The 12,724-nt window shown below is 72.1% G+C and carries 10 protein-coding genes; 6 read left to right on the top strand and 4 right to left on the bottom strand.

Going from position 1 to position 12,724, the window contains the following annotated elements; translation table 11 throughout:
* The first annotated feature begins 188 nt into the window (after window positions 1–188).
* Together ACFV7R_RS20940 and ACFV7R_RS20935 are read left to right on the top strand one after the other, a co-directional pair.
* Window positions 189–1,025, top strand: a complete 837-nt coding sequence (locus tag ACFV7R_RS20940; protein ID WP_385265440.1) for a GNAT family N-acetyltransferase — start codon at window positions 189–191, stop codon at window positions 1,023–1,025.
* Window positions 1,026–1,172: 147 nt separating this feature from the next.
* Window positions 1,173–2,585, top strand: a complete 1,413-nt coding sequence (locus ACFV7R_RS20935; RefSeq protein ID WP_385265438.1) for a PAS domain-containing protein — start codon at window positions 1,173–1,175, stop codon at window positions 2,583–2,585.
* An 82-nt stretch (window positions 2,586–2,667) separates the two neighbouring features.
* Here the strand turns inward: ACFV7R_RS20935 and ACFV7R_RS20930 are convergent, their stop codons facing one another.
* Complete coding sequence (locus ACFV7R_RS20930; RefSeq protein WP_385265436.1) at window positions 2,668–3,423, bottom strand: SIS domain-containing protein; 756 nt, start codon at window positions 3,421–3,423, stop codon at window positions 2,668–2,670.
* A gap of 251 nt (window positions 3,424–3,674) precedes the next feature.
* Here ACFV7R_RS20930 and ACFV7R_RS20925 point away from each other — a divergent pair, with 251 nt between their 5' ends.
* Both ACFV7R_RS20925 and ACFV7R_RS20920 read left to right on the top strand, forming a co-directional pair.
* Complete coding sequence (locus tag ACFV7R_RS20925; protein WP_385265434.1) at window positions 3,675–4,367, top strand: metal-dependent transcriptional regulator; 693 nt, start codon at window positions 3,675–3,677, stop codon at window positions 4,365–4,367.
* A 553-nt stretch (window positions 4,368–4,920) separates the two neighbouring features.
* Window positions 4,921–5,841, top strand: coding sequence for an alpha/beta fold hydrolase (locus ACFV7R_RS20920; RefSeq protein ID WP_385265431.1), 921 nt, complete (start codon window positions 4,921–4,923; stop codon window positions 5,839–5,841).
* Between the two features lie 51 nt (window positions 5,842–5,892).
* On the opposite strand, the gene ACFV7R_RS20915 is transcribed toward ACFV7R_RS20920, so the two are convergent.
* The 3 genes from ACFV7R_RS20915 to ACFV7R_RS20905 all read right to left on the bottom strand — a co-directional run bounded on the left by ACFV7R_RS20915 (window position 5,893) and on the right by ACFV7R_RS20905 (window position 9,099).
* On the bottom strand, window positions 5,893–7,482 hold the full coding sequence (locus ACFV7R_RS20915) for a transporter (protein ID WP_385265428.1): 1,590 nt from the start codon (window positions 7,480–7,482) through the stop codon (window positions 5,893–5,895).
* Window positions 7,479–8,270, bottom strand: a complete 792-nt coding sequence (locus ACFV7R_RS20910; protein WP_385265425.1) for an ABC transporter ATP-binding protein — start codon at window positions 8,268–8,270, stop codon at window positions 7,479–7,481. Before ACFV7R_RS20910 ends, ACFV7R_RS20915 begins: the two co-directional genes overlap by 4 nt.
* Before the next feature lie 175 nt (window positions 8,271–8,445).
* Window positions 8,446–9,099: a bifunctional DNA primase/polymerase gene (locus ACFV7R_RS20905; protein ID WP_129796322.1), complete on the bottom strand. Its 654-nt coding sequence runs from the start codon at window positions 9,097–9,099 to the stop codon at window positions 8,446–8,448.
* A gap of 339 nt (window positions 9,100–9,438) precedes the next feature.
* Here ACFV7R_RS20905 and ACFV7R_RS20900 point away from each other — a divergent pair, with 339 nt between their 5' ends.
* A complete protein-coding gene (locus ACFV7R_RS20900) occupies window positions 9,439–10,824 on the top strand; it encodes a transcriptional regulator (protein WP_385265422.1) in 1,386 nt (461 codons plus the stop codon).
* Window positions 10,825–11,025: 201 nt separating this feature from the next.
* Window positions 11,026–12,705, top strand: a complete 1,680-nt coding sequence (locus ACFV7R_RS20895) for a hypothetical protein (protein ID WP_385265419.1) — start codon at window positions 11,026–11,028, stop codon at window positions 12,703–12,705.
* The last annotated feature ends 19 nt before the right edge of the window (window positions 12,706–12,724 follow it).

Genomic DNA, 12,724 nt, shown 5'->3' with positions numbered 1-12,724 from the left:
TCAGAAGGTTCCCCGGATCCGGAGCCCGTCGGGGAACAGCCGCCCCACCTTTGATCACCGTACTGTCCACGGAGGCGACGGTACGGACCTCGGAGGCCGCTCGACACTGCCGAAAGTCCAATCCGTGAGGCTGAGAGTGATCGTCGACTGTGAGACGTATCCCTCCATGGCCACGTAGCGTTCCGTGCATGACAAAGCGGCGGGTGGTGCTCAGTGGGTCGGTGTTCGAGGAGCGGATCGGGTATGCCCGGGCCGTGGTCGACGGGGACTGGGTGCATGTGTCGGGGACGACGGGGTTCGACTACGCGAGCATGACCATCTCGGACGACGTGGTGGAGCAGGCCGAGCAGTGTCTGCGGAACATAGGTGCCGCGTTGGCGGAGGCGGGGTGCAGCTTTGCCGATGTGGTGCGGGTGCGGTATCTGCTGCCCGAGCGGGAGGACTTCGAGCCGTGCTGGCCGGTGCTGCGCCGGTGTTTCGGGGAGGTGCGGCCGGCGGCCACGATGATGGTGTGCGGGCTCGCGGATCCTCGTATGAAGATCGAGATCGAGGTGTGTGCGCGACGGGGGCCGGTCTCCGGGGTGCGGATCGAGGCCGTCGAGGGCGAGGCCATGCTCGAGGGGTGGCGGCATGTGCACAACGTGATCGTGCCGCCGGCCGCTCTCTCTCTCGATGAGGTGCGGGAGCGCAGCGGGCGCTATCGGCTGGAGAATGCGTACGTCGGTGATGTGCTCGTGGGGTGTTCGACCGTGCGGCCGCCGGAGGGGGAGACGGGGGCGGTGACCGTGATCGCGCGGGTGCTGCCCGAGTGGCGGGGGCGGGGGATCGGGACGTTGCTCTACGAGAACGGGCTGGCGCACGCGCGCGTGCTGGGTGCCGACGCGGTCGAGACGTGCGTACTGGCGGTCAATGAGGACGGGCTGCGGTTCGCGGGGGCTCGTGGGTTCGTCGAGGTGGAGCGGTATGTGCTGGACGGTGAGCGGGACGAGTGGGTCGATCTTCGACTGTCGGTCACCGGGAGTTAGCGGTGGGTTGTCGTCCGGTTTCCGCCGCACAACGATTCCTGCAATCTTGCGGGAACCAGGTGTGGGCTGCATCACGTTCGAGTTGAATGATTGCAAGTGAGCGAAGCGACGTGCCGTACGTGCGGACGCAGCCTGCAGGGGGTCCAGGTGAGTGCTTCCCGGCGTAGTGGGACCACGGACGAACTGGGACCGGACGAGCCCGGGCCGGACGGCCCGGAGGGTTCGGGTGGTTCGGATCTGCTTGCCGCCCTGCTGGACGGCATGGATGCGGCGCTGTGCGCTTTCGACGCCGACGGGGTCGTGACGCACTGGAACCGCGAGGCCGAGCGGATTCTCGGGTGGTCGGCGGAGGAGGCCGTCGGGCGGCAGGGCTTCGCCGGGTGGGCGGTGCGCAGCGCCGACGCCGAGGAGGTCGAGGGGCGGCTGATGTCCGCCATGGAAGCGCCCGGCCGTCAGGTGCACGAGTTCGCGCTGCTGACGAAGGACGGCGGGCGGGTGCTCGTACGGACGCAGTCCGCGGCCGTCCGGGGGCCGGACGGGAAGCCCGCGGGGGTGTACTGCGCGTTCAGTGAGGTGCACGCGCAGATCGACCTGGAGCGGTCCATCGCGCTGAGCGAGGCCCTGTTCGAGGACGCGAGCTGGGGTGTGGTCCTCGTCGACGCCGATCTGCGGCCGGCGGTGGTGAATGCGCATGCGGCCCGTGCGCTGGGCACGGGGCGTACGTCCGTGCTGGGGCGGCCGCTCGGTGAGCTGCTCGCGCAGGGCGTGGAGGAGCTGGAGAGTGCCTTCACGCACGTCCTGGCCGAGGGTGCGCCGCCGGCGCCCGCCGAGATCTGGGTGAGTGTGCGCACGCCGGAGGGCGCCAAGCGGCGCTGCTGGCGCAGTGGGTTTCTGCGGCTGGCCTCGCCGCTCGCGGAGGAGCCGGTGCCGCTCGGGGTGGGCTGGCTGTTCCAGGACGTGACGGAGGCCAAGCAGGGCGAGCAGGAGGCGGCGCTGCTGCGGTTCCGCAGCAATCAGCTGCACCGGGCGGCCCGTGCGGCCGCCGAGTGCGAGGATCCGGCGGAGGCGGCGACCGTCCATCTGGACTTCGCGCTGGCCGGTTTCGCCGACCATGCGTTGATCGACCGGGTGGCGGGTGGTGCGCTGTCCGACACGGAGCCCGCGGGGCAGGTACGGCTGGTGCGGGTGACCGCCACGCCGGCGGGTGCGCCGGGGCCGAGCCTGCCGGCCGGTGCGGCGGGGTTGCCGGTGCGGTATGCCGAGGGGCATCCGGCGTTGCAGTGTGTGGAGCGGATCGGCACGGTGCGGGCCAGTGTCGGCAGCGTGGCGGCCGAGCAGGCGCGCGCGTGGGCGGTGTCCCGGCAGTGGCCGGCGGACGCGGTGCACGCGTTGTGCGCGGTGTTGCGCAGCCGGGCGCGGACGCTGGGTGTCGTGACGTTCCTGCGGGGGAGCGGGCGGAGCGCGTTCGAGCGGTCGGACACGGCGTACGCCGAGGATGTCGCCGTACGGATCGCGACGGCGCTGGACCTGGCGGGGCTGCTGCCGCCGGACGGGGACTGAAGCGCTCCGCCGGAAGTCCGGTATGTCATCTGCGGGTGCGTCGTGGCTGGTCGCGCAGTTGCTCGCGCCCCTTCGGGGCGCTTCAGTGCCGGTAGAAGATCCGGTCCCCGTACTCCTCCAGCACGCGGGCGTTCCAGTCGTGGCCGCCGTCGACGTTGCCGGAGCGCAGCAGCGGGGGTTCGATGCCGCGGTCGGCGAGGGTGCCGGCTGCCGTGGCCATGACGGCCTGGAGGAGGGCCGTGGTCGCGACGGTCGAGGCGGGCGCGAAGGGGGCGGGGACGGTGTCGAGGGTGAGCTCGGCGTCGCCGACCGCGATCTTCGAGTCCAGCACGATGTCGCAGTGGTCCTTCAGGTAGGTGCCGGACGCGTGGCGGGACGTCGTCCGGGCGGCGTAGGCCACGGAGGTCACGCCGATGACCTTCGCGCCGAGGGTGCGGGCGTGCATCGCCATCTCGACGGGGAGGGCGTTGCGGCCGGACAGGGAGATGATCACCAGGGCGTCGCCGGCGCGGAGCGGGGAGGAGTCGAGGACGGCGGTGGCGAGGCCGTCGACGCGCTCGAGGGCGGAGCCGAGGGTGGCGGGCATGACGTCGACGCCGACGACTCCGGGTACGGCCAGCAGGTTCATCAGGGCGAGTCCGCCGGCCCTGTAGACGATGTCCTGGGCGGCGAGGGAGGAGTGTCCGGCGCCGAAGGCGAAGAGGCGGCCGCCGGTGGCGACGGTGTCGGCGAGGAGCGTGCCGGCGGCCGTGATCGGCTCGGCCTCCTCGTCGCGGATGCGGTGCAGCAGGCCGATCGCGGCGTCGAGGTACTGGTCGGCCAGCTTGCTGTCGCCCATGCGAGCTCCTTCGCTGCGCTGCTGTGCGTGCCGGTGTCGCGGATCACGGTGCGGTCTGGACCAGTGGGATGTCAATACGGGGGTGACGGCGGCGTCGACGATGTGCTCACGGCCGCCGCATACCAGCATGTAACCGTCTGGTTCGAACGGCGCGGCACGGTTGGCGGTGGTATCCGGCAGAATTGAAGCCAGGGCCAGCGCACGCGCCGGAGAGCCGTCGAGCCTTCGGCAGATCTCATCGAGGGGCACGTATGTCCGGACTGATCGACACCACGGAGATGTATCTCCGCACCATCCTCGAGCTCGAGGAGGAAGGCGTGGTCCCCATGCGCGCCCGGATCGCCGAGCGGCTCGACCAGAGCGGGCCGACGGTGAGCCAGACGGTGGCGCGGATGGAGCGCGACGGTCTGGTGTCCGTGGCCAGCGACCGGCACCTGGAGTTCACCGACGAGGGCCGTCGGCTGGCCACCCGCGTGATGCGCAAGCACCGGCTCGCCGAGTGTCTGCTCGTCGACGTGATCGGCCTGGAGTGGGAGCAGGTGCACGCGGAGGCCTGTCGCTGGGAGCATGTGATGAGCGAGGCCGTGGAGCGGCGGGTGCTCGAGCTGCTGCGCCACCCCACCGAGTCGCCGTACGGCAACCCGATCCCGGGCCTGGAGGAGCTGGGCGAGAAGGACGGCGCCGACCCGTTCCTGGACGAGGGGATGGTTTCGCTGGCCGACCTCGACCCGGGCGTGGAGGGCAAGACCGTGGTCGTCCGCCGGATCGGTGAGCCGATCCAGACGGACGCGCAGCTGATGTACACGCTGCGCCGGGCGGGTGTGCAGCCCGGTTCGGTGGTGAGCGTGACGGAGTCGGCCGGCGGTGTGCTGGTGGGCAGCGGCGGCGAGGCTGCCGAACTGGAGTCGGACGTCGCCTCCCACGTCTTCGTCGCCAAGCGCTGAGCGGCGACCGTTCAACTCCGGGGAATTCACGGGGAGTTGGGGGTCCTCGCGCCGTCGATCTCGTCGAATCCGGGTCTCCCTGTGCCGAATTGCAGCGCACGGGCGTTCCGCGTGCGAGGCTGTCGCGTGAGGCATATGACCGGGCGTAGGGCCGGAGGGGGCGGGTGGATGGGCCGGAGTCGAGTGGAGAGCCCCGGCGCCGTGCGGCGCCGGGGCCTGTCCTCCCCTGTGCTGACCCGGAGCCCCGAGCTCTCAGGGTCATTCCTCACGGACCGGTTTCCCCGAGCGGTCCGCCCCCCGCAGAACATCTCCCCTCGACGGCGGGGATCATTCCTTGAGCGGTGTCACTCGAAGGAGGGGTGTTGCTCGCAGAAAGCCCATTCTCGAAAAGCTATTCGATAGTCTTCGGGTGTGGGTGAGGCCCACAGGGGGGCAAGGGCGGCGCGAGTCGCGAGTAGTGCGGTAGTACAGGCAGTACCGGTATGACAGGCAGGCACGGGCGGTACCTACGACGGCAGGCAGGCCGAGCGAAGCTTGGGGGGTGCCAGCATCAATGGCGCGACGCATCGACGTGACCGGGGCGGGCGGCGTACGACTCGCGGCCTGGGAGTTCGGCGACCCGCCCAAAGCGGACCCGGACCGGGCCAGGGCGGGCTTCGATCCGGCCGGGGCCGATCCCGATCCGGCCCCGTCCGACGGCGATCCCTCACCAGGAGTGCTCTTACTCCACGGACTGATGGCCCGCGCCTCGCACTGGGCCTCCACCGCCCGCTGGCTCTCCGAACGCCACCGCGCCGTCGCACTCGACCAGCGCGGCCACGGCCAGAGCGACAAGTCCCCGCAGGTCTCCTTCACCCGTGAGGCGTACGTGGACGACGCCGAGGCCGCGCTCGAACAGCTCGGTCTCACCCCGGCCGTCCTCATCGGCCACGCCATGGGCGCCCTGACCGCCTGGCAGCTGGCGGCCAAACGCCCCGACCTGGTGCGCGGGCTGATCATCTGCGACATGCGGGCCTCCGCGCTGGGCGCGGCCTCGCAGCGTGAGTGGGCCGCCTGGTTCAAGGCCTGGCCCGTGCCCTTCGCCACCCTCGCCGACGTCCGCAAGTGGTTCGGCGAGGACGATCCCTGGGTGGAGCGGCCGAACCCGGCCCGCGGCGAGTTCTACGCCGAGGTGATGCAGGAGTCGCCCGACGGCTGGCGGCCCGTCTTCGAACCCGACCAGATGCTGAAGTCCCGCGAGACCTGGGTCTACGACGCGCACTGGGAGGAGCTCGCCCAGGTCCAGTGCCCCGCTCTGGTCGTCCGCGGCCTCGACGGCGAGCTCGGCCGGGCCGAGGCGCAGGAAATGGTCCGCGTCCTGCCCCGCGGCGAGTACGCGGAGGTGGCCGACGCCGGCCACCTCGTGCACTACGACCAGCCGGACGCATGGCGCGCAGCGATCGAACCGTTCCTGGACGACGTACTCGGCACCTGACACGCACGGTGCTCGCCAGGGGGGTGCCCGGAGTCGGACACCCCCGGTCCGTCACCCCTTGCTGACCGCCGTCAGGATCTCCGGCAGCCGTTCTGCCGTACGCGGCGCCGCCAGGCGTAGCCCCAGATACGCGATCGCCGCCCCGTACACGGTGCCCACCGGCAGCAGCAGCGGGCTCCACGCGTCCCCGCCCGCGCTGGTGTTGATCCAGATCGTCACGGCGATGACAGGGGCGCACAGCAGGGCCGCGGCCACCATCCCGCCGAAGATCGCGATCCAGGCGAGTCCGGCCTGCCCGGGGGCGACGTTCTTGTAGCCCTCCTGCGGGATGGAGTACGGGAAGCGCGCCGACGTCCAGGCGCCGGTCGCCAGCATCGCGCCGAGCAGGGCGAAGGACAGCCCCAGCACCTCGGGCAGCCGGGCCCAGTCGCCGAGCATCGCCGTCGTCAGGACGGTGACGAGCGCGGCGTACGGAAGCGTGATCACCAGCAGGGCGAGGGCCCGCGCGCGCAGTTCGACGTAGGCGTCACGCGTCGAGGAGATGGTCATCGCCACCATCCAGAACGCGGACGTGTCCTGACCGAACTGGTTGTACATCTGGATGCCGAGCATGCCGGCGGCGAAGCAGGCGAAGTAGATGGAGCCGGTGCCCTGCAACGCGTTGAACACCGGCACGATCAGCCCGATGGCCAGCGAGGTCACCCAGGCCGCCTTGGTCTTGGGGTCGCGCCACACATAGCGCAGGCTGCGCTCCATGGCGGTGCCGGTGCGTCCGGAGGGCAGCAGCCGGGCGAGGCCCGTCGACGGCCGGTCGCGGACGGTGGTGTCGCCGGCGGCCTGGAGGGTGGATCCGTCCGGTGAGGTCATCAGCCGGGTCAGATGCCGCGCCCACATCGCCAGCAGCGCCACCAACGCCAGGACGGACAGCGTGAGTTGGGCCGCCGCGATTCCGTACGAGCCCTCGCCGACCGCGTCCACCGCCCCGATCGCCGAGGCGGGCGGCACCCAGCGCAGCACGTCGGCTGCCGGCGTGAGCTGTCCGAGCCCGGACGAACCAAGGCGCTGCGCCCCGAAGTTGACCACCTGTGCCCCGACCGCGATGACCAGCCCGCTCAGCACCGCCAGATCGCGGCCCTTGCGGCTGGTCAGCAGCCGGATGTTGGCAGTGGCGACGGCCCGCGCGAGGGCCACGCACACCAGCAGCGCCAGCCCGACGGCGACCACACCGACGACGTAAGCCGCCGCCCCCCGCGCCACGGCGATCACCGAACCGGCGAACAGGCACACCGTGAACAGCGGCCCGATCCCCACCAGCGAGGCCGCGAGCAGCGCCCGCACCAGCGGCCGGGGCCGCAGCGGCAGCATCACCAGCCGGGTCGGGTCGAGGGTCTCGTCGCCGCCCGGGAAGAACAGCGGCATCACCGCCCAGCCCAGCGCCAGCACCGCCACCAGCAGGACGACCACGGCGTCGGCGTGCGCGTTGCCGCGCAGCAGGACCAGGCCGAGCAGTTGCAGCACGGCGAAGAGCAGCGTGACGATCGCCGAAGCGATGTAGGCGGCGCGCCGGCCGGCGGACTGCCGGAGCCCGTTGCGCAGCAGGGACAGTTTCAGCTGGACCAGAGTGCCGGTGACGGTGCTCATCGCGCGCCGCCGCCGAGCCAGTCGAGGTCGGAGCCGGCATCGCGGACGCCCGCGCCGACGAGTTCGAGGAAGGCCTGCTGGAGGGTGGCGGCATCGCCGCGGACCTCGGCGAGCGGCCCGTGGGCACGGATCCGCCCGGCAGCCATGACAGCCACCCAGTCGCACAGCGACTCCACGAGCTCCATCACGTGCGAGGAGAAGACGACGGTGGCGCCGGAGGCCGTGTACCGCTCCAGTACGCCCCGGATGGTCTGCGCGGACACCGGGTCGACGCCCTCGAACGGCTCGTCGAGGAAGAGCACTTCGGGATTGTGCAGCAGCGCGCACGCCAGCCCGGTCTTCTTGCGCATACCGGTCGAGTAGTCGACGACCAGCTTGTGCTGGGCGCCCGCCAGATCGAGGACGTCCAGCAGCTGGGTGGCCCGCTTGTCGACCTCGGCGCCGGGCAGTCCGCGCAGCCTGCCCGTGTACGCCAGGAGTTCCCGCCCCGACAGCCGCTCGAACAGCCGCAGCCCCTCGGGCAGCACCCCGATCCGGGCCTTCACCTCCACCGGGTCCCGCCACACGTCGTGCCCCACCACCTCGACGCTCCCCTGATCGGGCCGCAGCAGCCCGGTCACCATCGACAGCGTGGTGGTCTTCCCGGCTCCGTTGGGCCCGACAAGGCCGATGAACCGCCCCGCAGGCAGCTCCAGATCGATCCCCCCGACAGCAACCTGCTCCCCGAACCGCTTCCAGAGCCCCCGCACCCGCACGGCGGCCGTCCCCGTCTTTGCTCCCTCGGTCATGCGGAAACCCTACGGCGGACCAACGTCCCAAGGGGCGCGGGACGTTGACATATGCGGCTCCTCCCCCACTCTCGGCTTCGCTCGAGCGGGGGGACCCCCACCGTGGGCGCGACCAGCCAAAGACAACCCGCAGCCGCCGAACAAGGACCAACCAAGCAGCTCCTTGGGCGAACCGCTACCGATCCCTACCGCACGCATAGGCCAACGGCGAGACCAGCTCCTCCGCATCCGGCAACCACCGATTCGCAGCCGTAGGCCGGCAGGCCCACTGCACGGCCCCCCGCGATCCGAACCGCGTAGGCGGCGCAGCCACCCACGCCCCCTCGCCCAGCGCCACGAGATCGAGCGAGGCAACCGACCACCCCAGCTTGCGCACCAGATCCGGAACCTTCACCGACGCACCCGGCAGCACAAAGAACTGCATCCGCCGGTCCGGCGTCAACGTCACCGGCCCGAGCGTCAGCTCCATCCGCTCCATCCGGGCCAGCGCGAGAAACCCGGCCGTCTCCGGCACACAGATCGCGTCGAACGTACGGCCCGTCGGCAGCAGGATCGACGCATGCGGCTGCTTCTGCCACATCCGGCGTGCGACGGTCGCGCTGCCCGTCGCCAGCGTCTCCCAGTCCGGGCGCGTCGGATGCGCCCCGGGCGCACCGCACGCGGCGTCACCGCAGGAGCAGCGCTGCACCCCGTCGACGGCTTCCAGCCAGGTGCCCGGGAACACGTCCCAGTGGCGCTCCTCGGCGTAGCGAACGGCGGTGTCCAGCAGCGATTCCCCGCGCTGCTTCGGAATCTGGGCGGCTTCGGTGGCCGGGATCGTCTCTTCCACGCTCCACTCAACTCCCGCACCAACCTGGGGTTACGGCCGGCCCGCGCGCGGGGGAGGAGCATTGATTCGCCGTTCGGGGCGCATGGATGCACGTGTGGGGGCGCGCGGGAGGATCCGCGGTGGGAGCTGGGTAGCCAGGTGTGAGGACGGCACCCGCCGTCACCCCGGCAATCCTCAGTAATCCCCGCATGACTCGCATTTTGCGCATGTCCGCGGGGCATTGATCTTCACGGCCGGAACTTATTCGCCTCCGGACGAAGGACGAAGGCGGAGGTTCCGGTCGGGAAGACCGACCAACTCGGTGCGTGGGCAGGCACCGCAGCCACAGGGGGTACGCCAATGGCCGCAAGGCCTCTCGTTGCGCGGCAGCCGAACGAACGGCTGCAGGCGCTCATCCAGGAAGCGGGCTGCTCGAACGCCGGGCTGGCCCGCCGGGTCAACATGTGCGGCGCCGAGCACGGTCTCGACCTGCGCTACGACAAGACGTCCGTGGCCCGTTGGCTGCGCGGACAGCAGCCGCGCGGACGGGCCCCGGCGATCATCGCCGAGGCGCTCGGCCGCAAACTCGGCCGTACGGTCACGATCGACGAGATCGGCATGGCCAACGGAAAGAACCTCGCCTCGGGCGTCGGCCTCCAGTTCTCGCCGACGGTACTGGGAGCCATCGAGCAGGTGTGTGAGCTGTGGCGCAGTGACGTGGGCCGCCGGGACTTCCTGTCCGGCTCCTCCGTCGCCGCCTCCGCGCTGGTCGAGCCGAGCCGCGACTGGCTGATCTCCGCGCCCGACGCGCAGGTGGCGCGTGCGGCGGGACCGCGCGTGGGCCAGTCCGACGTGGCCGCGGTGCGTGCGATGACGCAGGCGCTGGTCGACCTGGACCACCAGTACGGCAGCGGGCATGTACGCCCGGTCGTCGTGCACTACCTCAACAGCGTGGTCTCCGGGCTGCTCGCCGGCTCCTACCGGGAAGCCGTCGGTCGTGAACTCTTCGCGTCCGTCGCGCGGTTGACGGAGCTCGCCGGGTACATGGCCATCGACACCGGGCAACCCGGGCTCGCCCAGCGCTACTACATCCAGGCGCTGCGGCTGGCGCAGGGCGCCGGCGACCGCGGATACGGCGGGTATGTACTCGCCGCGTCCATGAGCCACCTCGCCGCGCAGCTCGGGAACCCGCGCGAGATCGCGCAGTTGGCGCGTGCGGCGCAGGAGGGGGCGCGCGGGCGCGTGACCCCGCGCGCGGAGGCGATGTTCCACGCGGCGGAGGCACGCGGGCACGCGCTGATGGGCGATGCGCGGGCCGCCGAGTCGGCGGCCGGGCGTGCGGTGAGCGCCATGGAGCAGGCGGACGCCGCGTCCGGGGACGACCCGGCGTGGATCGTGCACTTCGACGAGGCCTACCTCGCCGACGAGCTGGCGCACTGCCACCGCGACCTGGGCCAGGCCGAGGCGGCGGCGCGCTACGCGCAGGAGTCCCTCGACGGGCACCCCGAGTCCCGGGCCCGCAGGCGCGCCATCGGCTATGTGCTGCTCGCCACAGCGCAGGTGCAGCAGCGTGAGATCGAGCAGGCCTGCCATACGGGGCTGAAGGCCGTGGACCTCCTGGAGACCCTGCGCTCCAACCGGGGCGCCGAGTACCTGGAGGACTTCCAGCAGCGGCTGGAGCCGTTCCAGGAGGAGGCAGTGGTACGGGAGTTCGGGGCGCGGCTGGAGCTGCAGGCGGCGGCGTGAACAAGTGCCCTGCGCGTGCGTGAACGTGCGGGAAACGAAGGGGCGGCGAGCAGGAGGTGACACAAGCGGCGTGCCGCGGGCCGGTTTTGTTACCGCGGTCACAGGGCAGGAGGTCAGGTCCTGTGCTGCGTGGCACCGGGCTCCGGGGACCCGGTAGCGTGAGCCGACGATTCCGAAGGTCCCCCATTCGTAGGAGTCCCGGTGACGCAGAGTGGACAGGGCGAGGAGCCCTCGGCGCGGCCCGCGCACGAAGGCATCGTGCTGCCCTCCGACGGTGGCGAGCCGCTGCTGCCGGGCATGACGGGCGGACCAGCCGACCGGCCTGCCGGCCCGCAGCAGGCTGCCCCCGGCGGTCGGATCCCGGCCTCGGCCCCGCCCGGCGGCCAGGCCTGGGGCCGGCCATGGGGCCCCGACCAGCACCAGGCCCCGGCCCCACCGCCGGGCCAGGGCTGGCAGACGCCGCCCACGGAGGCGTGGGGCACACCGGAGCCGGCTCCTTGGAACGCACCGGACACCTCGCCCGCCGTACCGTCCCAGCCGGGCCCGCTCCCACCCGAGGGGGCACCGGGCCAGGCGTACGGCACCGACGCACAGGGCGCGTACGGCACGTACCCGACCCCCGGCACCGGAGGGGACACGTACTCCACGCCGACGAGCGGCCCCGGCGCCTCGCTGCCACCCGCAGGTCAGGGCACCCACCGGCGGCCCGCGCACGGTGCCGCCCTGCCGCCCGCCTCCGGCCCCGACGAAGGCGCCACCCAGTACATACCGCCCGTCGCGTCCGCGCCCGGGAACGAAGGGGCCACGCAGTATCTGCCGCCCGTTGCCGCGGGCGGGGACGAGGGGGCGACGCAGTACCTGCCGCCGGTCGGGCCCGGGGCCCTGCCGCCGGAGATACCTGCCGAGGGGTCCGCGCAGCCGTCGTCGGAGACGACCCAGTACCTCGGCCGGGCCCGGCAGAGCGCGCCCGGCCCGCTGCCGTCGGCGTCCGGTCCCGACGCCGAGGCCACGCAGTACATCGCGCCCGTGCCCGGTCAGACGCCCGGTGCCCCGTACGGGGACCGGCAGCCGCCCGCCGAGTTCGACAACCTCTTCCGCAGCGGTCCGGGCGGCGACAGTCCGGCCGCGGCGACGCAGCAGCTGCCCCGCTTCCAGGAACCGCAGCCGGCGGGTCACGCCGCGCAGCCGTCGTACGACGGTCCCGGCCCGGCCGGTGGCCGGCGTGCTGCCCGGGACGGCGGCGGCCGTACCGGCTCGCGCGTGCCGCTCATCGCGGCCTGCGGCATCGGCATCGCCGTGGTGGGCATCGGCGCCGGTGCGCTGCTGGCCACCGGGGGCGGCGAGGAGGACAAGGACCCCAAGACCGTCTCCGCCACGGCGCCCACGACCGGCGAGACATCCGCCTCGCCGTCCGTCGATCCCGCCGAGCAGCAGGCCATCGCCCTGGACAAGCTGCTCGCCGACAGCGGTGACAGCCGGACCACGGTGATCAACGCGGTCAACGACGTGAAGACCTGCAGCAACCTGGCCCAGGCGGCCAAGGACCTGCGGGACGCGGCCGGGCAGCGAGGTGGCCTGGTCACCCAGCTGTCCGAGCTGTCCGTCGACAAGCTGCCCGACAACGCAGCGCTGACCGCCGCCCTGAACAAGGCGTGGAAGGCGTCCGCCGCCGCCGACAACCACTACGCCGCGTGGGCCGACCAGGTCGCCGACCAGCGGGACAAGCTCTGCAAGAAGGGCCAGGCCCGCAGCACCGGCCAGACCGCGGCGGGCAACCGGGAGAGCGGCACCGCCAGCACGCAGAAGGCGGAGGCGGCCAAGCTGTGGAACGCGATCGCGAAGACGTACGGCCTGACCGAGCGGCAGCCGACCCAGCTGTGAGGCCGGTGCGGGGCGCGAC

This window comes from Streptomyces sp. NPDC059866, from assembly GCF_042731325.1.
GTDB lineage: Bacteria > Actinomycetota > Actinomycetes > Streptomycetales > Streptomycetaceae > Streptomyces > Streptomyces flavusporus.
The sequence above is the reverse complement of the archived record's forward strand: the minus strand, read 5'-3'. Positions and strand labels throughout refer to the sequence as shown.